The 21,384-nt window shown below is 71.0% G+C and carries 21 protein-coding genes; 9 read left to right on the forward strand and 12 right to left on the reverse strand.

The genetic code is table 11. The features are described 5' to 3' along the window. Position 1 precedes the first annotated feature (1 nt). Entirely contained in the window at positions 2–895 is an 894-nt protein-coding gene (locus JOE48_RS16895) for a hypothetical protein (RefSeq protein WP_210031547.1), read from the forward strand. Positions 896–910: 15 nt separating this feature from the next. Here JOE48_RS16895 and JOE48_RS16900 read toward each other — a convergent pair whose 3' ends face one another. Together JOE48_RS16900 and JOE48_RS30380 are read right to left on the reverse strand one after the other, a co-directional pair. Beyond that, positions 911–1,312, reverse strand: a complete 402-nt coding sequence (locus JOE48_RS16900) for a nuclear transport factor 2 family protein (protein WP_210031549.1) — start codon at positions 1,310–1,312, stop codon at positions 911–913. 51 nt (positions 1,313–1,363) lie between these two features. Continuing rightward, positions 1,364–1,669 (reverse strand): hypothetical protein, encoded by a 306-nt coding sequence (locus JOE48_RS30380; protein ID WP_245252860.1) that lies wholly within the window; start codon positions 1,667–1,669, stop codon positions 1,364–1,366. A 165-nt stretch (positions 1,670–1,834) separates the two neighbouring features. On the opposite strand from JOE48_RS30380, the gene JOE48_RS16910 reads away from it, so the two are divergent. Next, complete coding sequence (locus JOE48_RS16910) at positions 1,835–3,454, forward strand: methyl-accepting chemotaxis protein (protein WP_210031551.1); 1,620 nt, start codon at positions 1,835–1,837, stop codon at positions 3,452–3,454. A 436-nt stretch (positions 3,455–3,890) separates the two neighbouring features. Here the strand turns inward: JOE48_RS16910 and JOE48_RS16915 are convergent, their stop codons facing one another. Further along, positions 3,891–4,163: a hypothetical protein gene (locus JOE48_RS16915; protein ID WP_312893257.1), complete on the reverse strand. Its 273-nt coding sequence runs from the start codon at positions 4,161–4,163 to the stop codon at positions 3,891–3,893. Between the two features lie 441 nt (positions 4,164–4,604). Here JOE48_RS16915 and JOE48_RS16920 point away from each other — a divergent pair, with 441 nt between their 5' ends. The 3 genes from JOE48_RS16920 to JOE48_RS16930 all read left to right on the forward strand — a co-directional run bounded on the left by JOE48_RS16920 (position 4,605) and on the right by JOE48_RS16930 (position 6,277). Continuing rightward, entirely contained in the window at positions 4,605–5,207 is a 603-nt protein-coding gene (locus JOE48_RS16920; RefSeq protein WP_210031553.1) for a TetR/AcrR family transcriptional regulator, read from the forward strand. An 85-nt stretch (positions 5,208–5,292) separates the two neighbouring features. Then, on the forward strand, positions 5,293–5,541 hold the full coding sequence (locus JOE48_RS16925) for a hypothetical protein (protein ID WP_210031555.1): 249 nt from the start codon (positions 5,293–5,295) through the stop codon (positions 5,539–5,541). A 52-nt stretch (positions 5,542–5,593) separates the two neighbouring features. Further along, positions 5,594–6,277: a type 1 glutamine amidotransferase domain-containing protein gene (locus tag JOE48_RS16930; protein ID WP_210031557.1), complete on the forward strand. Its 684-nt coding sequence runs from the start codon at positions 5,594–5,596 to the stop codon at positions 6,275–6,277. A gap of 66 nt (positions 6,278–6,343) precedes the next feature. Here JOE48_RS16930 and JOE48_RS16935 read toward each other — a convergent pair whose 3' ends face one another. Next, positions 6,344–6,907: a TetR/AcrR family transcriptional regulator gene (locus JOE48_RS16935; protein WP_210031559.1), complete on the reverse strand. Its 564-nt coding sequence runs from the start codon at positions 6,905–6,907 to the stop codon at positions 6,344–6,346. Between the two features lie 107 nt (positions 6,908–7,014). Here JOE48_RS16935 and JOE48_RS16940 point away from each other — a divergent pair, with 107 nt between their 5' ends. After that, the gene (locus JOE48_RS16940; RefSeq protein WP_210031562.1) at positions 7,015–8,424 is read left to right on the forward strand and encodes an amidase; all 1,410 of its coding nucleotides are present in this window, start codon (positions 7,015–7,017) and stop codon (positions 8,422–8,424) included. A gap of 79 nt (positions 8,425–8,503) precedes the next feature. Here the strand turns inward: JOE48_RS16940 and JOE48_RS16945 are convergent, their stop codons facing one another. From JOE48_RS16945 to JOE48_RS16955, 3 genes are all read right to left on the reverse strand, one after another. Next, positions 8,504–9,880, reverse strand: coding sequence for a cytochrome P450 (locus JOE48_RS16945; protein WP_210031564.1), 1,377 nt, complete (start codon positions 9,878–9,880; stop codon positions 8,504–8,506). A gap of 271 nt (positions 9,881–10,151) precedes the next feature. Further along, positions 10,152–11,342 (reverse strand): amidohydrolase family protein, encoded by a 1,191-nt coding sequence (locus JOE48_RS16950; protein ID WP_280921323.1) that lies wholly within the window; start codon positions 11,340–11,342, stop codon positions 10,152–10,154. A gap of 85 nt (positions 11,343–11,427) precedes the next feature. Next, entirely contained in the window at positions 11,428–12,402 is a 975-nt protein-coding gene (locus JOE48_RS16955) for a TAXI family TRAP transporter solute-binding subunit (protein ID WP_245252861.1), read from the reverse strand. Between the two features lie 163 nt (positions 12,403–12,565). Here JOE48_RS16955 and JOE48_RS16960 point away from each other — a divergent pair, with 163 nt between their 5' ends. The 3 genes from JOE48_RS16960 to JOE48_RS16970 all read left to right on the forward strand — a co-directional run bounded on the left by JOE48_RS16960 (position 12,566) and on the right by JOE48_RS16970 (position 15,929). Beyond that, positions 12,566–13,960: an amidohydrolase family protein gene (locus JOE48_RS16960; RefSeq protein ID WP_210031566.1), complete on the forward strand. Its 1,395-nt coding sequence runs from the start codon at positions 12,566–12,568 to the stop codon at positions 13,958–13,960. A gap of 170 nt (positions 13,961–14,130) precedes the next feature. Continuing rightward, positions 14,131–14,550 (forward strand): CopG family transcriptional regulator, encoded by a 420-nt coding sequence (locus JOE48_RS16965; protein WP_210031568.1) that lies wholly within the window; start codon positions 14,131–14,133, stop codon positions 14,548–14,550. An 80-nt stretch (positions 14,551–14,630) separates the two neighbouring features. Further along, positions 14,631–15,929 carry a PHB depolymerase family esterase gene (locus JOE48_RS16970; protein WP_210031569.1) on the forward strand — a complete coding sequence of 433 codons (1,299 nt, stop codon included), beginning with the start codon at positions 14,631–14,633 and terminating at the stop codon, positions 15,927–15,929. 55 nt (positions 15,930–15,984) lie between these two features. On the opposite strand, the gene JOE48_RS16975 is transcribed toward JOE48_RS16970, so the two are convergent. From JOE48_RS16975 to JOE48_RS16995, 5 genes are all read right to left on the reverse strand, one after another. After that, positions 15,985–17,145, reverse strand: coding sequence for an L-dopachrome tautomerase-related protein (locus tag JOE48_RS16975; protein WP_409518638.1), 1,161 nt, complete (start codon positions 17,143–17,145; stop codon positions 15,985–15,987). 131 nt (positions 17,146–17,276) lie between these two features. Continuing rightward, entirely contained in the window at positions 17,277–18,407 is a 1,131-nt protein-coding gene (locus JOE48_RS16980) for an epoxide hydrolase family protein (RefSeq protein ID WP_210031571.1), read from the reverse strand. 69 nt (positions 18,408–18,476) lie between these two features. Continuing rightward, positions 18,477–19,226: a GntR family transcriptional regulator gene (locus tag JOE48_RS16985; protein ID WP_210031572.1), complete on the reverse strand. Its 750-nt coding sequence runs from the start codon at positions 19,224–19,226 to the stop codon at positions 18,477–18,479. Further along, positions 19,223–20,230, reverse strand: coding sequence for a Gfo/Idh/MocA family protein (locus JOE48_RS16990; RefSeq protein ID WP_210031573.1), 1,008 nt, complete (start codon positions 20,228–20,230; stop codon positions 19,223–19,225). Before JOE48_RS16990 ends, JOE48_RS16985 begins: the two co-directional genes overlap by 4 nt. Further along, entirely contained in the window at positions 20,227–21,375 is a 1,149-nt protein-coding gene (locus JOE48_RS16995) for an ABC transporter ATP-binding protein (protein WP_210031574.1), read from the reverse strand. The genes JOE48_RS16990 and JOE48_RS16995 overlap by 4 nt, the downstream gene beginning before the upstream one ends. Between the last annotated feature and the right edge of the window lie 9 nt (positions 21,376–21,384).

Genomic DNA, 21,384 nt, shown 5'->3' on the forward strand with positions numbered 1-21,384 from the left:
CATGCCGGCCGCGACGCCCCGCGTGGTCTTCGTGATCCGCGACACCGATTACGAGCTGCTGCTCGCCCGGCACGCGACGAGCGGCCAGGTCCGGTTCTTCCTGGAGAGCCGCGGGCAGTCGATCGCCGAGGTCGAGGCCCGCCACGCGCAGTTCCACGCGGTCCTGGCCGAGGCCCGGGGGAGCGTACCCCTGGACTGGCGTCAGGCGCTGGTGCGGCGCCCCGATCTCGACCGCTTCCTGTTCGCCCCCGAGGACCTCGTGGTGGCGGTGGGGCAGGACGGGCTCGTGGCCAACGTCGCCAAGTACCTGGACGGCCAGCCGGTCGTCGGCGTCAACCCGGCGCCCGACCTCAACGACGGCGTCCTCGCCCGGGCCCGGGTGGGCAGCCTGCGCGCCCTCCTGCCCGCCAGCGCCGCCGGCAAGGTGCCGCTCCAGCGGCGCACCATGGTGCAGGCCCTGTTCGACGGCGGCGCGCGGCTGCTCGCCCTGAACGAGATCTTCGTCGGACACCGCAGCCATCAATCCGCGCGCTACCGGATCGACGACGGTGCGCGGGCGGAGGACCAGTCGTCGAGCGGGCTGATCGTGGCGTCGGGCACCGGCCTGACCGGGTGGGCGCGGTCGATCAGCGAGGCGACGCATCTCACCCTGGAGGTGGGCATCGAGGAGGCGGCCTTCGGCTACTGGGTGCGCGAGCCGTTCCCGAGCGTCGCCACCGGCACGGCGATGCGCGCGGGCCGGTTCGCCGGCGCGCCGCTCACCGTGACGTCCCGCATGAACGAGGGCGGCGTGGTGTTCGCGGACGGGATCGAGCAGGACTTCGTTGCCTTCGACTGGGGCCGGCGCGTCGCGGTCACCCCCGCGTCGCGGACCCTCAACCTCGTGATCGCCTGAGCCGCCGCGGTCCCGTCACGGGCCGGGCGGGTTGAGCAGCACCCAGAGGCGCGCGATCCGGCCGCCGACGATCTCAGCCACATCCGCTCCGGTGACCGCGACCGGTCCGCCGTCCGGACCGGCCTGCCACTGCAGCGAACCCAGCCCGTGGTGCCCGACGGCCGGGCCGACGGGCGTGAACCGGAATGTCGGCCCGAACTGATCCAGCAGCCTGCCGGCCACCGCCGCGATGGCGGCCTGGCCGCGCACGATGTCGGCGGGCTCGTACATGACCGGCTCCTCCACGAAGAGCTCCGCCAGCGCCGCCGCCCGCTTGCCGGCGTCGCGCTCGTTGAAGACGCGCTCCAGGTTGGCGCGCAGCAGCCGGTCGTAATCCGGCTCCGCCTCCGGCCGGACGGTGTCGCTGGTCTCGGGCATCGGGTCATCTCCATCAGGGCGTCGGGCGCTCGGATCCGCCGGGCTCGTTCGTCAGACGAGACGGGCGCCGCCGTCAACGTGCAGGGTCTCGCCGTTCATGAAGCCGTGGCTCATACGGAAGACGAGCGCCGCGCCGGCCTCCTCGGCCGTGCCCAGGCGACGCTGCGGCAGCCTCTCGGTCAGCGCGGCCGCAGAGGCATCGGCATCGCTCCGACCTACGTGGTCGCGTCCGACGTCGCGCGCGGCGCGCCGGTGCCGATCCTGCGGGACTTCGCGGTCGAGCGCTCGGCCGTCACGGCGCGCCGTCGCCGCGAGCCTGGATTTCCGGTCGAAACGCTCGCGGCGCGCCGGCCTCACGGGATCCGCGAACGGCCGTGGGGTGCATCTGCCGCACGAACGCCTTCGCGGCGCAGGGGGAAGCGGGTTCCTCCGGTGGCCGGTCGCTGGTATCGGCCATTCCTGCAGGTGATGGGCAGCTTGGCCGCTCGTATCTGTTCGCAGGACTGAGCAAGGGATCTGAGCATGCCGAGCACGTTTGGCCTGAACCGCACGCTGGGCAGCGCCATCGGTGTCATCGCCCTGGTGTCGGTCCTCAGCAGCGGGGCGGTCCTGATCACCGGCAACCAGCTGCAGGACGCAACCGACGCCCGAAACCGCTCCAGCCAGCTGATCCGCGGCCTCGATAACTTCCGGACCGCCATGCTCAATCAGGAGACCGGGCTGCGCGGCTACCTGCTCACCGGGCGAGAGGGCAGCCTGGAGCCGTACAGGTCTGGACGCCTGGCCCTCGATGAGGCCATCAGCCGGCTCAAGGTCATGATCGGCAACGATGCCGAGCGCACGCGTCTCCTGGCCGACGCTATCGCAGCCGCGGGGAGCTGGCAGGCCGACATCGGCGAGGCTGCCGTCCGGAATGCGGCCGACCCGTCGACCCGGGCCGAAGCGGTCCGCATCGAGGCGGACGGCAGAGGCAAGCAGTTCTTCGACACGGTGCGCGCGAAGCTCGCAGCCATCGAGACCCTTGAGGATGCGGTTCGCACCGCGCTGGTCGGACGTGTCGCGCAGGCACAGCGCGACGAAAGCGTCGCCTTGTGGGGCGGGACCTTGCTCACGCTCCTGATCTGCGCGGGCATCTGGGTCGCCATCAACCGCCTGATCGTCCGTCCCCTCGTGCGCGTCATGGCCTTCGTCGCGCAGGTCGGCGAGGGCGACCTGTCAGGGCGGCTGGAGGCAGGCGTGGCTGGCGAGGTCGGCCGCCTCGGCGCGACGCTGAATGCGATGGTGGCGGGGCTGTCGGACCTGGCGCGCACCAACCGGGCCGCCACCGCCGACCTGAACGCGGCCGCAGCCGAGATCCGCGCCTCGGCGCAGGAGCAGGCGGCCTCCGTGGAGCAGCAATTCGCCGCCGTGCAGGAGACCGCCGCCACGGTCGACGAGATCACCCATTCGGGCGCGCAGATCAGCAAGCGCGCCACCGAGGTGGTCGCCACCGCCCAGGCCACCGCCCAGACCTCCCGGCAGGGGCTGCGCGCCGTCTCGGACACCGCCAAGGCCATGGACGCGATCCGCGAGCAGGCCGAGGCGGTGGCCGGCAACATCGTCAGCCTGTCGGAGAAGACCCAGACGATCGGCGACATCATCGAGACGGTCAACGACATCTCCGAGCGCACCCATCTGCTGGCGCTCAACGCCGCGATCGAGGCGGCGGCGGCCGGCGAGAGCGGCCGCAGCTTCGCGGTGGTGGCCTCGGAGATGAAGCTGCTGGCCGATCAGGCGAAGGCCGCGACCGGCCAGGTCCGCGGGATCCTGGGCGAGATCCAGCGGGGCATCAACACGTCGGTGATGCTCACCGAGGAGGCGGTCAAGCGCGCGACCGCCGGCAAGACGCGCTCGGACACGACGCAGCGGACCATCGAGGAGATCACCGCGAAGGTCGAAGAGGGCGCGCAGGTGTTCCAGCAGATCATCGCGTCGACGAACCAGCAGCAGCTCGGCATCGAGCAGGTGATGGGGGCGCTCCAGAACATCCGGCAGGCCAGCCAGCAGACGGCGGCCGGCACGCGGCAGGTCGAGACCGCCTCGGCCAACCTCACGGAGCTGGCCCAGGCGCTCATGGCCCTCGCCGAACGCTACCGGCACTGAGGCCCGTCCGGCCTCTCCTGGTTCCGTGTGCTGTCTCGGTCTCGGTCGTACCGCCGCCGTTCGCGGCGATGCAGATCGGCAGGCACCGCGGTATCCAGCCTCATGCCGGAGCCCATTTCGGCGTCGATCGCACCGCTGAAGGCCTGGCGCAGCCCCGTGAAACCTCTTGCTTCGGGACGTGAAGCGCATCGCTCCGGCAGCGACCGAACGCCTCGAACCCAGGGGCGCCGTGCCCGCGCTGGGGCTACCGACCGACCTGGATGGTGCCGCCGCCGCGACCTGCCTTCGCGGCGGCTTCCGTCGGTTCAACCCGGAGCGGGCGTCCCATGAGCACGTGATTTCCCTCGATGACGGCCCTCCCAGGCCTGCTCGCGGGGGCGGGTTACCAAAGCCGGATCAGGATCACCTAGGGGCTCGGCACGCCGGCCCCTGATGGTCAGTAGCTGACGTAGCCGCCGGCGCCCTGGCCGGGGCGGACCGCGCCGCTGGTGTTCACGGACGGAGCAGACTGCTGGCGCTCGGCCTGGCGGTTGGCCAGGGCGCGCCCGGCGGCACAGCCTCCGACAGCGCCGAGGACGCCGTGCCCCGCATAGTGGCCGGCAATGCCGCCGACGATGGCGCCCTTGATGCAGCCCTTCGCTTCGGCCGCCGGACCGGCAGCCAGAAGGGCACCCGCCGCCAGAGCGGCCATAGCGACACGCTTCATCATGATAGTCTTCCCTCCACGGCATCATCGCCGCGGCAGAGATGTAAGCGCTCGCAACGCGGCGTTAAGTGGCTTCGGAACGAATAGTTATAAATTTTTTGCTCTTGATTTTCGGAGATCGCACACATTTCTGTGAGGCCTATTCGAGCCTGTTCGGGTTTCGGGTGGATGAATGCTTGCTGAATGGAGGTTCAAACGGGGTTCGACAGCACAGGACGATCTGTGAACCCGCGCTCAATGCGGCCACGCGTACCCCCACCCCACCTGGCCAGCCGTGCGCGCCGGCCTCCAGACGCGCCTGCGGAGTGCCGTTCCAGCCACCCGGGCGCTTCGATCAACAGGCTGGTGCCAGGACTGAAACGTCAGGAGATGCGGGACCGTCGGATCGGAAAAAAGCGCGCGCCGCCTCTAGACGACCGGTCTAATCGAGCCTATCTCCGCGTCATGGCACAGGTCAGCGGCAACATCGACACCCGACGCGGCATCCTCGATACCGCCCACCGCATCGTCGGTGCCAAGGGGTTTTCCGGCGTCGGCCTCAATGAGATCCTGGCTGCGGCCGGGGTCCCCAAGGGATCCTTCTACCACTACTTCGGCTCCAAGGAGGCCTTCGGCGAGGCGCTCCTGGCAGACTACTTCGAGGCCTACCTCGCCGACATCGACGCGACCTTCGCCGAGACCGGCCTCAGCCATGCCGAGCGCCTGATGAACTACTGGCGCAAGTGGCAGGCGACGCAGGGCAGCATCGACTACCAGCGCAAGTGCCTCGCGGTGAAGCTCGCGGCGGAAGTCTCGGACCTGTCCGAGCCCATGCGGCTGGCACTCAAGAGCGGCACGGCCGGGATCATCGACCGTGTGACGGGCGCCATCGCGGCGGGGCTTGCCGAGGGCTCGCTGGAGGTCGAGGCCGACGCGCGCGCGACGGCCGAGACGCTCTACCACCTGTGGCTCGGTGCCAGCCTCATGGCGAAGATCGCGCGCACCGACGCGCCGTTCGAGGCCGCGATGACGACAACGCGGCGCATCCTCGAGCCGCGATCCACCTGACGGGGCGAGCCGATCGCGAGACTCGGCACGTCTCTGTCGACCTTCTAGACGACCAGTCTACTATATACGCATTGAAGGAGAGACCATGACCCCATCAGCCGCACATCCCATCGCGCCGTATCTGCTGCTCGCCGAACTCGGAGCTGCCTTGTTCGGTGGCACCGCCGCCTCGGCCGCGGAGCGCATCACCCTGGAGGTGATCGGCGCCGTCCGCATGGCCGACCCCGAGACGGTCCGTCAGGCGGAGGCGGCCACCCGGGGAGCCGAGGTCCGGCCGGCGCGCGCGGCGACCGCCGCGCGTTCCATCGACGGGATGGCGGCCCGCCACAACTGACCCGCTCGTGCGCGAACCGACGACAGACTCACATCAACCCCGGAGAACGACGATGAAGATCCTCATGGTGCTGACCTCGCACGACCAGCTCGGCGACACCGGCCGGAAGACCGGCTTCTGGCTGGAGGAGCTCGCCGCCCCGTATTACGTGTTCAAGGACGCCGGCGCCGAGGTGGTTCTCGCCTCGCCCAAAGGCGGCCGGCCGCCGCTGGATCCCAAGAGCAACGAGCCGGGCTTCCAGACCGACCTGACCCGACGCTTCGAGGCGGACCGCGAAGCCAACGCCGTCCTGGCGGACACCGTCCGGCTCGACAGCGTCAACCCGGAGGGCTTCGACGCGGTGTTCTATCCCGGCGGGCATGGCCCGCTCTGGGACCTGGCGGAAGATCCCGCCTCCGTCGGATTGATCGAGACGACGCTCAAGGCTGGCAAGCCCGTCACCCTCGTCTGCCATGCTCCGGGCGTGCTGCGTCATGCCAAGGCGCCTGACGGCAGACCACTGGTTGAGGATAGGGACGTCACCGGCTTTACCAATACCGAGGAGGAAGCCGTGGGCCTCACCCAGGTCGTCCCGTTCCTCGTCGAGGACGAGCTCAAGCGGAACGGCGGCCGGTTCAGCAAGGCCGGCGACTGGGAGCCCTACGTGGTCGCCGACGGCCTGCTGATCACCGGCCAGAACCCGGCCTCGTCCGGACCCGCGGCCGAGCGCCTTCTCAGGCTGCTCGCGCGCGCCTGACGCCCCCCGCGGACGGCAGACAGAGCCGAGGCGCGTTCGGCAATCCGGCCGTTCGCGTCTCGGTATCTACCCCGGCAGGAGGCCTGAGGCGCGGTAGCTCTCGATCAAGCTGTCGAACTGCGCGACGTCCGAGCGGCTCCGCGCGTACAGCTGGGCTCCGGACACGGCGGCGAAGATGGCTCTGGCGCGTGCCTCGCTGTCCTCGGGCTCCACGACCCCCGCCATGACCAGCACCTTGCCAAGCCAGGCGATGTTGACGTCGGCGAAGCCTTGCGCCTCCGCCTGCACGATCTCCGGCAGGTTGGCGTATTCCGCCGACATGAAGCTGCACAGGCAGAGCCTGTTCCCGTCCTCAAGCGATCTGCGGAAGGTGCCTGGGTAGAGCCGCAGGCATCGGAGCGGATCCGAGGTCTCGGCCAGCATCGCATCCAGCTCCGCCGCGGTGTCCTCCCAGTAGCGCTTGGCCACGGCGGCGCCGAGATCGGCCTTGCTGGCGAAGTGGTGGTAGATGCTCGCGGCCTTGATGCCGACCGCATCCGCGAGGTCGCGGTAGCTCAGCCCGCCGTAGCCGTGCGCCTGAACGGTCTTCCGGGCCGCAGCCAGGATCGTCTCCCGCGCGTTCGAGCTCATCGCAGCCTCACTCTCGGCGTCATAAACCTACCAATCGTTAGTTAGGGGTTGCGGCCTGGAAATCCAGCCCTAGCTCATGCCTGCCTAACGACAGGTAGGGAACCGACATGACGCAGGACATCATCTTCACGGACGCAACGGGCTTGGCCGAGCTGATCCGAACGAAGCAGCTCTCGCCCGTCGAGGTCGTCAAAGCGCACCTCGACCGCATCGCGGCCGTCGACACGAAGGTCAACGCCATCGTCACCGTCGCGGAGGATGCGCTCGAGGCCGCGACGTCGGCGGAGGCCGCCGTCCTTGCGGGTGAGGGACTCGGGCCTCTGCACGGCGTGCCGTTCACCGTGAAGGATTCCATCGACACCGCCGGTGTGCTGACCCAGCGCGGCTCGCCCATCTTCAGGGGCCGGGTCCCGGATGCCGATGCCACCAGCGTCGCGCGGATGAAGAAGGCGGGCGGCATCCTGCTGGCCAAGACCAACCTTCCCGAGTTCTCCTACTGGATCGAGAGCGACAACCTGCTCTCCGGCCGGTCGAACAACCCGTGGAACCTCGAGCGCACGCCCGGGGGCTCAAGCGGCGGCGAGTCGGCGGCCATCGCGGCGGGGATGTCGCCGCTCGGCCTCGGGACCGACCTCGCCATCTCGGTGCGCGGCCCGGCGGCCCAGACCGGCATCGTCTCGCTGAAGGCGACCCACGGGCGCGTGCCGATGACCGGCATCTGGCCGCGGGCGCCACGCCGGTTCTGGCATGTCGGCCCGATGGCGCGCAGCATCCGCGACCTCGCGCTCGCCTTCTCGCTGCTCGCCGGCCCCGACGGCGAGGACGCCTTCGCGACCAGCACCGTCCCGTTCGACGCCGGCCTCGGCGCCGCGCCGGACCGCAAGCTTCGCGTCGGCTGGATGGTCGGGCCGGGCTTCGGGCCCATCGACACCGAGGTCGCCGCGACCGTGCGGGCGGCGGCCGAGGCCCTCAAGGGCGAGGGCCACCACGTCGAGGAGGTGCGCATCCCGGCGCTGGAGCGCGACTGTGCCCTCGACGTGTTCAACAAGCTCCACGTCATGGAGATGAAGCCGGCATTCCGCGAGGCGATCGCGGGCCGTCCCGATTCCGAGATCTACACGATGGCCCGGACGATGCTGTCGCTGCCGGACACGTCGATCGAGGATTACGTCGCGGCCGAGCAGGCCGCGGAGCGGCTCCGGGACGGCTATGCCGGCTATTTCCGGGACCATGACGTCCTGCTGACCCCCGTGCTGCCGGTGCCGGCGCACAGGCACGGCATCCGGGAACTCGTCGTCAACGGCGAGACCGTCGACCTGACCTACCTGCAGGGCGCGACCGTGCCCCTCAACGTGACCGGCCTGCCGGGCCTGTCGATGCGGTTCGGGACCAGCCGCGACGGGCTGCCGATCAACGTGCAGATGGTGGGACGCTGGCAGGCGGAGTCGACCCTGCTGCACGCCGCGTCGCTGTTGGAGGGCCTGAGCCCGGTCCGCGGGCTGCACCCGAGCCTCTGACGAGCGAGCGGGAACCTCCGGGGCGAGCCGGGGACGCGCGCCTCCCGCGCGGTGCGGCGCTCACTGTGCGCCGCACCCGTCACGCGGCCGGAAGCAGGCGGAAGGTCGGGGATCGGTTCGGCCGCGTGGCGAACGAGCCGACCGGCAGCACCGGCCCGTCATCGTCCAGGACGAGGTCGTTGTCCCGCAGCAGCCGCGCCAGGACCAGCACCGCCTCCGACGTGGCCAGCTGCGCCCCGATGCACACGCGGGGACCCGCGCCGAACGGCAGGAAGCTGTAGCGATCCGGCTTCTCGGGTCGGAGGAAGCGCCCGGGGTCGAACCGCTCGGGCGAGGCCCACAGGCGCGGGTCGGTGTGCAGCAGGGTGAACGGCATCAGCACGATGGCCCCACGCCTGACCGGGACGCCGCACAGCGCGTGGTTCGCCACCGCTTGGCGTGCCGTCATGTAGGCCGGCGGGTAGAGCCGCAGCGCCTCATCCACCACGGCGCGCGTCTGCGGCAGGGCGCCGACGGCCGACCCGGCCCCGCCCGGGGACAGATCCACCTGCCGCGCCTCCCGCCGGACGGCGCGGCGCCAGTCGGGTGTGTTGGCCAGCAGGTAGCAGGCCCAGAACAGCGTCAGGCCCGTCGTCTCGTGCCCGGCGAAGATCATCGTCGACACCTCGTCGGCCAGGAGGTCCTCCTCCCGATCCCCGTAAGCCTCGGACAGGAGGTCGAAGAGGTCCCGCGGCGCCTCCGGGGAATGCGCGGCCCGGCGCCGGGCGATGATCGCGCGGATGAGCGCCCGCCAGCGCCGGCGGAAGCGCGCGCGGCGGACGGTGGTGAGCGTCGGAACCCGGGGCGGCAGGATGAAGTCGCTCGCCCGCGGCCGTCCGACGCCGTCGGCGTAGGACAGGAGCAGGGCGCGCAGCTGCGGTCCGAACGCGTCGACCTCCAGGGAGAACATGCTCGTGCAGGCGATTGCGAGGCTGAGGTCCTGCATCACCGCGAGCAGGTTCACGGGTTCACCGCGGGACGCCTCCAGCCGGCCGAGAGCCGCCTCGGCGCAAGCCGCCATGTGCGGCGCCAGCAAGGTCACGGTGCGGGGCGTGAAGGCCGGGGCCAGGATCCGGCGCTGCCGGCGCCAGGCCTCACCCTCGCTGGCGGCGACGCCGCGCCCGATGAGAGCCCCGAAGATGCGATCACCGGCCGCGATCCGCCGGTAGAGGTCCGGGCGCGTGGCCAGCACGTCGCGCATCGCCTGCGGGCCGGCGGCAACGACGACGTCGCGGCCGAGCATCGGCAGGACGAGGACCGCCTGCTCGCGGCACCGGGGCGGGAAGGCGGAGTAGGCGTTGCGGCGCAGGCCGGCCAGGACGCCGAGGGCGCCGACGCGGTCCGGCGCCAGCGGCGGCATGGGCGGGGTGAAGGAGGCTTGCCCGGGCGTGTCGGTCGCCGTGATGACGGAATCCATCGGGTGTCCTCGTTGAAGGCGACGGCGGCCGTGCGTCGCTCCCCCGCCCGCTGCCGGGCCGGGTCCGACGTGGTCCGGGCATGCCGAAGCCCGTACCGGCTTCTCAGGCGCGGTTATAGGCCGGCCGCTGTTTCGGTTCGAAGCGCCTGCTCGGCGTGGATGCCAATGCCATGCCGCTCGGCCGGAGGCTGAGCGGGGCCAACTGCCGCGACGGCCGCGTGCCGGCGGCCACCCGCGAGGCGGCGCCGGCGTCGGGGGTGCGTGCCGGCTATTAGTGGACCAGGCCGGCCGCCCGAAGCTTGTCCGGCAGGCGCGGATAGACTTTGAGCGCGTTGCCCGCGAAGACCTTGGCCCGATCCGCGTCCGAAAGGGCGGCGGCTTCGACGTAGCGCTTGGTGTCGTCGTAGGCGTGCCCCGTTTCAGGGTCGATCCCGTTGACCGCACCCACCATCTCCGAGGCGAACAGCACGTTGTCGGACGGCACGACCTTGAGCAGCAGGTCGATGCCCGGCTGATGGTAGACACAGGTGTCGAAGAAGACGTTGCCCATCAGCGCGGACAGCGGAGGCCGCTTCATGTCCTGGGCGAGCCCCCGGTAACGGCCCCAGTGATAGGGAACCGCGCCGCCGCCATGGGGAATGATCAGGCGCAGCGTCGGGAAGTCCTTGAACAGGTCTGACGTGACGAACTGCATGAAGGCGCTGGTGTCGCCGTTGATGTAGTGCGCTCCGGTCGCGTGGAAGTTGCGGTTGGCCGAGGCGCTGACATGGACCATGCCCGGCACATCGAGCTCGACCATCTTCTCCCAGAGCGGGTACCAGAAGCGGTCGGACAGCGGCGGATCGGTCCAGTAGCCGCCGGACGGGTCCGGGTTGACGTTGCAGCCGACGAAGCCGAGTTCCTTCACGCAGCGCTCCAGCTCGGCCGTGCAGTTCCTCGGCGAGACGCCCGGCGTCTGCGGCAGCTGGCAGACGCCCACGAAGTTTTTCGGCATCAGGCTCGCGACGCGGTGGATCATGTCGTTCGAGACGATCGACCAGTCGAGGCTGGTGCGGGCATTGCCGATATGGTGGCCCATCCCGCCGGCGCGCGGCGAGAACAGAGCGAGGGAGATACCACGCTCGGACTGAAGCTTGAGCTGTCGATCGCTCACGCTGGCGCGCACCTCGTCATCGCTGACCTTCACGTCGGAGGGCGAGGGCGATTGCGCAGGGTCGTTGACGGCGTCGACTTGGCGCTTGCGCCACGCCAGCATGGCGGCCGGCTCGGTCGTGTAGTGGCCGTGGCAGTCGATGACGAGGCCGGTGTGGCGCGCGGGCTCGGCCTGGGCCGAGATCGACGATGCAGCCGCTGCCGCAGCGCCCAAGCCGGCACCCAAGCCGGCGAGGCCGCGCATGAAGCCGCGGCGCGGCAGGCAGCATGGGCAGGACGCGCCTGCGGCAGGCTCGATCTTGACGGTCATCGTTGGGCGTCCTCCGGCTGAGTGTCATGCGTGTGCTGCGTGTCGCCGAGGGCTGGCGTGCCGTTCGGAAACGGTCGATCCGCGGTCATCCCGGATCGGCGCCCACCGCGAGCAGGTATGCGGCCGTCGCCGGATGAAGCCAGGCGGCCGGCACGGTCGCGACCAGATTGCGCGGGTCGCTCTCGCGGCCCTGAGGATAGGACCGGGCCAAGGCATCCCGGCCCCGGTCGATCGCGCGGACGAGCCGGGTGACACCGACCCCGTCGAGGCCGGGGCGCGCCAGGATGAAGCTCCACGACCCGACGGTCTCGATCGCCGCGTCCTGTCCGCGGAAGGCGGCCGGCGGGACGGTCAGACGGCGCATCGAGGCGCGCAGGGCCAGGATGGTGGGGATCGCCTCGGGGGCGGGGCCGAAGAAGCGGGCGCCCCCCGGCGCATCCGCGAGCGTCCTGAAGCCCGGCCAGCCGAGGCTTGCGCCCCACAGGGCCGCCGCGCGGCCGTCGAGAACCTGTGCGGCGCCCTCGCCGGCGTCGTCGAGGAGGATCGGCGTGATGTCGTGGTCGGGATCGAGGCCGGAGCCTTGGAGCACGGTTCTCCCCATGATCGTGAAGCCCGAGCCGCGCGTCCCGAGTGCCACGGCACGGCCACGCAGATCCCGAACGCCCCGAATTGGACTGGCGGCCGGGACCACGAACAGCCCGGGCGAGGCATCGATGGGGGCCACGACCGACAGGCGATCACCTCGGACCTGTTCGCCGGACAGGGCCTCGTAGGCATACTCACCCTGCACCAGCGCCAGGTCGAGTTGCCCCGCTTTGAGCAGGGTCAGGTTCTCCGTCGAGCCCTTGGTGATCCTCGGCTCGATCACCACACCGGGATCGACGTCGCGGAGTGCGGCGATGAGCGCGCGGCCGAAGGCCGGAAAGGAACCGCCCGGCGTCGCGGTCCCCAGGGTCAGATTGAGGGCGGCCTCGGGCTGCTGACCCCATTGCTGAGCCCGTGCGGGCGCGATCGAGCCGCAGGCCGCCAAACCCAGGAGCAGTTGACGCCGCCGCATCATATTCTCTCTCCGCGGTGTTCAGCAGCGCCGGAACGGTGCGGCACACCTCGACAATCGCGCCGGAAGGCCCTCAGATCGACGCGCACGACAGACGCGCGAACCAAGGCCGCACGCCAACCCCAGCGGCCGACAATGCCCCGCGCTGGATCGGGAGGACAAGGCGATGCGACAGTACGCGTTACTGCCGGTTGTGGCGGCTGCCATGAGTCTCGGTTTCGGTTGCCTCGGCAGCGCCGTCGCGAAGCCGCTGGCCTTCTCGGGAATCCGGCTGATCGACGGACGATCGGCCGAGCCTGTCGAGGATGCCGTGGTGATCGTCGACGGCGACCGCATCGTCGCGGCAGGACCGCGCACCGCGGTCGCGGTACCGCCCGATGCCGAGATCCGGGAGATGCGCGGCCGCACGATCATGCCGGGGCTGATCTCAGACCATTCCCATGTCGGCATCGTCCAGGGCGTCGATGTCGGCGCCCGGAACTACACGCGCGAGAACATCCTCGCCCAGCTCAAGGCCTATACCGACCGCGGCGTCACCACGATCATGGCGCTCGGGCTCAACGGGGCGATCATGCCGGAGATCCGGGCCGAGGCGCATGCCGGCCGGATCCCCGGCGCCGACCTGTTCGGGGTCGACCGCGGCATCGGCGTCCCGGACGGGGGCCCGCCACAGGCGATGATCCGCGTGAGCGCGGATCAGCTCTTCCGTCCCGCCAGCGCCGAAGAGGGCCGCGAGGCCGTCCGGGCGATGAAGGGGCGCGGCACCGACATGGTGAAGCTCTGGCTCGACGATTTCGGCGGGGCCGTGCCGGCGAAGATGCAGCCCGCGGTCTACGAGGCCGTGATCGACGAGGCGCACCGGCTCGGCCTGCGGGTCGCGGCGCATGTCCACGACCTGGAGGACGCGCGCGCCGTCACCAAGGCCGGTGTGGATGTGCTGGCCCACGGCGTGCGCGACAAGCCGGTCGATGCCGACCTCATCGCGCTGCTCAAGGCGCAGAACACGTGGTACATCGCGACACTCGCCCTCGACGAGGCGACGTTCGCCTATGCGGACGCCCCGGCCTGGGCGCAGACCCCGTTCGTCCGGACGGCGCTGGCCCCCGATCTCAAGGCCCGGTTCGACGATCCGACGTGGCAGCGCGAGACGCGCGCAAGCGCCAAGGCTCAGGCTGCGCGGGATTCGCTGACGGTCAATCTGGCCAATCTGAAGCGTCTCTCCGACGCCGGCGTGCGGATCGGCTTCGGTACCGACAGCGGCGCGGCACCCGAGCGCGTTCCGGGCGTCGCCGAGCACCGCGAGCTGGCCTTGATGGTCCAGGCGGGCTTCACGCCCATGCAGGCCCTCACCACCGCGACGTCGAAAGCGGCCGACCTTCTCGGCTTGGCCGATCGCGGCACGCTCGAAGCCGGCCGCCGCGCCGACCTCGTGATCCTCGAGGCGGACCCGTCCAAGGACATCGCCGACAGCGCCCGGATCGTCGAGGTCTGGCGCGCCGGCCAACGGCAAGACCGGGCCGCAACGGCGCCCGGCGCAGCCGAGACGTCGACACCGAGATAGCGAGCCGCACTCTCGATCTCCGTACGGCCGAGCAGGATCTGTTCGGCCCGCAGGGTGTCGGCCCGTCCGTCGATCAGCGCTGAGGATCGGATTTCCACCCGGCCCCTTGCGCGCAAAAAAGCGATCTCCATCTTCAGACCATCCAACCGGATGGTCTGAGGAGGGTCGCGATGGCGGAGAACGTGCGTGAGCTGCGGCCGAAGCTGCCCGACAGCGAGAAGCTGACGGTCAATCTCGGCTTCGTCGATCTGGGCCATATCGACCTGATGGTCCGCGACGGCTTCTACGCCAACCGGGCCGACTTCATCCGCACCGCCGTGCGCAACCAGATCGAACGCCAGGGCGAGGCCGTGAGGCAGTCCGTCAGCCGCAAGCAGTTGCGGCTGGGCCTGTCGTACTACTCGAAGCAGACGCTGGAAGCCGCCCGGGACTCCGGGACGCCGATCCACATCCAGGTGCTCGGGCTGGCCAGCATCGCTCCGGATGTGACCCCCGAGCTCGCACGCGCGGCCATCGCCGCGGTCGAGGTGCTCGGTGCCTTCCAGGCCAGCCCCGCAGTCAAGGCCGCCCTGGCCGACCGCATCACCTGACACGCCAACGCCGACACGATGCTTCCCGGACGCGGCTGAGCCTCCCGCTCCGTCCGTCGCGCGCACCAGGATCAGACCCCATGAACGCCTTTCCGAAGATGGACTTCTCCAAGCTCGGCATGCCCAAGCTCGACCCGGCACGCACGGCGCGGATGATGGAGCGGATGGCCCGGTTGCAAACGCAACAGGCCGCAGCCTACGCCCGCTGGACCGAGGCCCAGAAGGCCGCAACCGCAGCGTCCGCCGCGGCGGCGCGAAGCGCGCCGGGCGGCGAGACGATCGACATGCGCCCGCCCGCGAGTCCCGGCGAAGCCTGGACGGCGCCGGATTCCGCGCCGGGCGGTGCTCCGGACAAGCCGGCCTTCGCGCCCCACGGCGACATCGCCGGGGACGTGATGCGGACGATCAAGGCGGCGCTGGCGAAGGGCGGCGTCGGGGCCGGCCTGGGCTCCGGCCTCGATGACGGTCTCGGAGCCGTAACCCCGGCCGCTCCGCTCCCGGACGGCGCGCGCTTCGAGGCCCGCACCTTCACGAGTGCTGCCGGCAGCCGGACCTACAAGGTCTACGTGCCCAGCGGCCACAACGGTCAATCGCTGCCGGTCGTGGTGATGCTGCACGGGTGCACCCAGAACCCGGACGACTTTGCGCGCGGGACCCGGATGAACAATGTGGCCGAGGAACAGACGTTCCTGGTCGTGTACCCGGAGCAGCCGCGCTCCGCCAACATGCAGCGCTGCTGGAACTGGTACGAGCCGGGCGACCAGCAGCGCGAGGGTGGCGAGCCCGCGCTGATCGCCGGCATCGTCCGGCAGGTGATCGCGGAATTCGCGGGCGATGCGAGCCGGGTCTATGCCGCCGGCCTCTCGGCAGGCGGGGCCGCGGCCGCGATCCTGGCCTCGACGCATCCCGACCTGTTCGCGGCGGTGGGCGTGCATTCCGGGCTGGCTTGCGGCGCGGCCCGCGACATGCCCTCCGCCTTCGCGGCGATGCGCGGGGGCGGTGCCGGAGCGTCCGGAGGGACGCGGCACGGCGTCCCGACGATCGTGTTCCATGGCGACGGCGACAAGACCGTGAACGTGGCCAACGGCGATCAGGTTGCCGCTCAGGGACCGGCCGGACCGGACCTCGCTCAGGAAGTCAACGCCGGGCGGACGCCGGACGGCGTGGCTTACACCCGCACGGTGCGCAGGGACGCGTCGGGCCGGGCCGTGCTGGAGCAGTGGGTGCTGCACGGGACCGGTCACGCGTGGTCGGGTGGCGATCCGGCCGGGTCGTTCACCGATGCACGCGGCCCGGACGCCAGTCGGGAGATGGTGCGGTTCTTCCTGTCGCATGCCGGCGCGGCGAATCCGTCCGGCGGAGCGGCGGGCCGGGTGTGAGCGGCGCCGTCGGCGCGCCCCCGGCCCGGGGCGAGCCGACGGACCATGCTGAACCTCAGCGGGGCGTCCCGGGCGCTGTGGCGCCCGTCACCGCGCCCCGACCCGACGTGATCGCCCAGAGTTCCGTCGGAAGGCCGATCGGTGCCCCGGGCTTGTAATCGGCCGAGTCCTGGATGTGGGACGTCGTCACGTAGATCGTGCCGTCCGGCCCCTCGCTGAACGTATCCGGCCACCGCAATTGCGGGTCCTGCACCAGGGTGGTGAGGCCGCTTCCCTTGCCGGTCAGGTCGCGGACCTTCACGGCATTGTCCTGCGGCGAGGTCACGTACATCCGCCCGTCCTTGCGGCCGATCAGCAGACCGTCGGCGGGGCCGTTCTCCCCGACCGTGACGATCTTCGATTCCAGCGTCCTGTCGCTGAGCATCTCGGGCACGAAGGAGGCGGTCGCCCAGCCGGTGAGCGCGTCGGTCGGCAGGCTGTAGAGCGTCTTGCCCTTGATGGCCTGCCAGTACAGCGTCTTCCCGTCCGGCGACAGGGCGATGCCGTCGGCCGAGAACGCGACGCCGCGACCGTCCGGGCGGCGCAGCGGCTGGCCGTCGTACTGCACGGTCACGCTCTTGTCCGGCATGGTCGTGGCGTGGCCGGACAGCACGCGCTTGGCGGACCCGCTGTCGAGATCCACCACGATCAGCGCCCCCTCGGCGCCGGAATCGGTCAGGTAGGCGGTCTTGCCGTCGGGCGCGATCCGCACGTCGTTGATGTACGAGGCCTGCAGAACCGTGCTGGTGTCGAACGGGATCGTCTTCACGACCCGGTTGGTCTTCAGGTCGATGCCGACGAGCTTGGGGCCGTCCTTGATCACGTGCGCCATCGCGGGCGCGGCCGCATCGACCACCCAGAGACGGTCCTGGCCGTCGGCCACGACGCTCTGCACGCAGACGAAGTGGGTCTTCGGGTCGACCTCATCGGCCTTGGCGTTGCGCCAGCTGTTCCAGTCCGCGTCGGGGTACGGGACGGGCTTGCCGTCCTTCACCTCGGCCACCGAGACGGGGGCGTCCTCGCTCCAGCGGGGGAAGTTGACGAACATGCGCCCGTCGCGGCTGACGGTGATGCCGGTGACCTGATGCGCGAAGCCCGCCACCTTGGTGAGCTTCCCCGGCCCGGAACCGGATTCCTGAGCCGCGACGGGGCCCGCCAGCACGGCGGCACCGGACATCAACGACGCGGCCAGCCCGATGCGAACGCCAACAGCCAGATTCATAGCGCGCACTCCAATCCGAGGATGGCAGATGTTCGGGCCAACGCGTCAGGGCAGGGCCGGGTCCGGGATGCGGCGGGATGACTCCCTCAGCCGCGACCCCACTCCCGGAGGTCCCGGACGAACAGGTCCGGGGCCTCCAGGGCGGCGAAGTGCCCGCCGCGCGGCATCGTCTGCCAGCGCGACACCGCGTAGCCGCGCTCCAACCAGTCCCGCGGTGGTGCGGGCATGCGCGGATCCGGGTAGGCCGCGAAGGCGGTCGGCACCGTGACGCGGCGTCCCGGCGGCATCCGGCGCACGCTCTCCTGCTGCGCGCCGGCATAGAACCACGTCGCCGTCGCGAAGGAATCGGTCAGAATGTAGAGCAGGGCGTTGGTCAGGAGCTGATCGTTCGAGAAGACTTGCGCGAAGGGCCGCTCCCGCAGGTCGGCCCAGTCGTGGAAGCGCTCGACCAGCCAGGCCAGCTGCGCCACCGGCTCGTCCGCCATGGCGTAGCCCAGGGAGAGCGGCTTGGTGCCCTGGAGCTGCGCGTAGGCTCCGAGCGCCTGCTGGCTGGCCGCGGCCGCCTTCTGCCAAGCCCGCTCCGCCGCGCTCTCGGGCTCGGCATCGGGCTGCACCAGCAGGTAATTGAGATGGATCGCCTCCAGCGACGCGGCATGGTCGAGGCTGAGCCAGGCCGCGACACCGGCGCCCCAGTCGCCGCCCTGCACCCGGTAGCGGGGATAGCCCAGCCCTTCGCGCATCAGGCGGTCGAACAGGCGCGCCGTCGTGCGCGGCCCGATCGGCGCTGCGGGCTTGCCCGAGAAGCCGAAGCCCGGCAGGGCCGGGATCACGAGGTCGAAGGCGTCCTCCGCCCGCCCGCCATGGCGCGAGGGAAAGGCCAGGGGCTCGATCACCGACCAGAACTCGTAGATCGAGCCCGGCCAGCCGTGGATCAGCAGCAGCGGGCGACGGCCTTCCGCCTCGCCGACGACGTGGACGGCGTGCAGGTCGAGATCCTCGACCCGGATCAGGATCTGGGGGAAGCGGTTGAGCTCGGCCGCCGCTTTGGCCTCGTCGAAGCCGTCGAGCCAGTAGGCGCACAGGCCGGCGAGGAAGTCCGGGTCGCAGCCGTAGCGCCAGCCGGCCTCAGCCGGCAGGCGCGGCATGCGGTGGGCCCGCACGCGCTCCCTGGCCCAGGCCAGCCGCGCCGCGTCCCAGGCAACGGTGAATGTCTGCATCGAAAACCTCCGCTCGCGTCCGCGGCTCGGGAGAGCGCCGCCTCACGGCAGGAGCGGCGCTGATCTGCTTCAACGCGGCCGGGCCGAGACCGTCGCGCCGGGAACGGGCCCTGGCGGCACGCGCAGCGCTGGGACCGGCTCCCGGGCGGCGGCGATGCGGGCGAGATAATCGACCTTGCTGAGCTGCAGGTGATCGACGCTGAGCTGCGCGAGCGCCCAGCGGTCGCGGTCGCGCAGGAGGTCGATCATGATCCCATGCTGCTTGATCGAGAGCCGAAGGCCGTCGGCATCCGCCAGGGTCTTGGCGCGTATCGGAAGCGTCAGGCCCATGTAGTCGGTGAGCGTGCGCACGAGGTACGGGTTCCCGCAGGCATCGAACAGGGCGACGTGGAAGGCGTCGTTCGCCTCATGGATGCCGCGCAGATCGCGCCGCTCCACTGTGTCGCGGTAGGCGTCCTGAAGCGTCTCGAGGCGGGCGATGAGTTCGGGCGCGGCGGGCAGCGCGATCATCAGCATCGCCTGCCGCGTCAGCATCTCGCGGACTTCGTAGATCTGCCGAACCTCCTCGGCGGAGTAGGACCTGACGGTCGCCCCGACGTTCCGCTCCCGCCCGACAACGCCCCGGCGCTCCATCTCGACAAGGGCCTGGCGGATGAAGTGTCGGGAGGTGCCGAAGCGCGCCATCAGGGCATCCTCGGTCAGGCGGGCGCCGGGCGCGAGCCGCCCGAAGATGATGTCCTCCTCCAGGCGCGCCACGATGGCACCGATGCCCTCGCGCCGGAGGGGCAGGACCGAATCCACCGAGCCGTCCCCGGTCACCGCGCATCCGCCCGGCCCGCAAGCCGGTAGCAATCCTCCACGAGCCGCAGCGTCTCGAGATTGTCGGCCGGCGACGTCTCGAACGGCGCGCCATCCTCCAGGCGGTCGATGAAATGCGCGATCGCGGCCGCGTAGGAATCCGCGTAGGTGGCGGCGAGGTCGAAGCTCCGAAGCCGTGTCTCCCGCCCCGCCATCGAGAGCTCGGATCCCCGGAGCCGGATCGCGCCGTCGGAGCCCAGGATCTCAAGGCGGTCGGGGGACGCGGGCGGGGCTCCGTGGGCCGCGAAGGTCGCGAATACCTGCACGGCGAGCCCGCCGGGGCCGGCGAGCTGGATCAGCGCCGTGTCCTCTCCCGCGAGGTCCGGACAGGTCCGGCTGGTCGCGCAGGCGGTGACCCGCAGCGGCCCCAGCAGCATGCGCAGCGTGTCGAGGTGATGGATCAGGACCTCGGCGACGAGCATCCGCGCCTCGCCGCGCATGAACGGCTGGCGCTCCAGGGCCGGATAGCGGCCCGCGCCGTCCGGCAGGGTGCCGCTCGTCACGAGGTCCAGCCGCGCCGCGAAGGGCCGCCCGATCACCCCCGCCCGCAGCCACGCCGCGGCCTCGCGGTAATAGGCGCGGAACCGCCAGTTCTCGTGCACCATCAGCCGGGCCCGGCCCTCCACCGCGGCGACCAGCGCCTCCGCCTCCGCGAGCGTCGGGGCCAGGGGCTTCTGGCAGAGGATCGGCAGCCCGTGATCGGCCGCCAAGTGGACGAGCTCGGCATGGACGGCGCGGGGCGCCGCGATGTCGACGGCGTCGAGGCCGCCTGCCGCCAGCAGCGCGCGGGCGTCCGCGTAGGTGTGCGGGACTTGGAACGCCCGGGCCCGCGCCTCGCGGCTCTCGGCCGACGGGTCGGCGATCGCGACGATTTCGGCGCGGCCCCTCAGGGCGGCCCAGCCCGCGAGATGATGCTGCGCGACCCAGCCGGCCCCGATCAGGCCGATCCGCCGGACCGCACTCAATGGACAGCTCCGGCCCTGCTCGGGCCGCCTCCGGGCAGAGGGGAGGCGGGGATGGCGGCCGTGGTCCGCGCGTCGAAGATGAAGGCGGCTTCGGGTCGGAAGAACAGGTCGACGACCGCGCCGACGGTGGCGCGCGTGTCGCGCGGCAGGCGCGCCGTGCATTCGGTTCCGCCCTCCGTCTCCACGGCGAGGAGCGTCTCGGCGCCGAGCGGCTCGACGGCGAAAACCCGCCCCCGGATCCGGCCGGCGGCAGCGGTCCCGGCCGCTTCGGCCGACAGGTGCAGATCCTCCGCCCGGACGCCGAGCACCACCTCGCGACCGGCGAGGGGGGCGAGCGCGGCCGGCGCCCAGCGCGTCAGCACGGTCTCGATCGCGGCCGTGCCGACCCGGTCCCCGCCGGTGAGCGGCACGGTGAACAGGTTCATCGGCGGCGAACCGAGGAAGCGGGCGACGAAGGTGTCGGCCGGGTTCCAGTAGACGTCGAGCGGTTTTCCGACCTGGGCGACGCGCCCGCCATTCATGACGCAGATCCGCGTCCCCATGGTCATCGCCTCGACCTGATCGTGGGTCACGTAGATCATCGTGGATGCGAGCCGGTGATGCTGCTTGATCAGCTCGTTGCGGGTGTTGACGCGCAGCGCCGCGTCGAGATTCGAGAGCGGCTCGTCGAACAGGAACACCATCGGCTCGCGCACCATGGCGCGTCCGAGGGCGACGCGCTGGCGCTGCCCGCCCGACAGGGCCTGGGGCTTGCGGTCGAGATAGGGGACGAGGCCCAGCATCGCGGCCGTCTCCCTGACCCGCCGCTCGATCTCGGCGGAGGGCGTGCGGCGACGCTTGAGGCCGAAGGCGAGGTTCTCGGCGACGGTCATGTGCGGGTAGAGCGCGTAGGATTGGAACACCATCGCGATGTCGCGGTCCTTGGCGGGCACGTGGTTCATCGTCCGCCCGTCGATCGACAGCGTGCCGGACGAGATGGTCTCCAGGCCGGCGATCATGCGCAGGGTCGTGGACTTGCCGCACCCGGACGGGCCCAGCAGCACCATGAACTCGCCGTCCCCGATCGTGACGTCGACGTTGTCGACCACGACCGGTCCGCCGGAGCCATAGCGTTTACAGATCTTCGAGAGCTGAACGACAGCCATCCAGGGCCC

It is taken from the genome of Methylobacterium sp. PvR107 (assembly GCF_017833295.1).
Classification (GTDB): Bacteria; Pseudomonadota; Alphaproteobacteria; order Rhizobiales; family Beijerinckiaceae; genus Methylobacterium.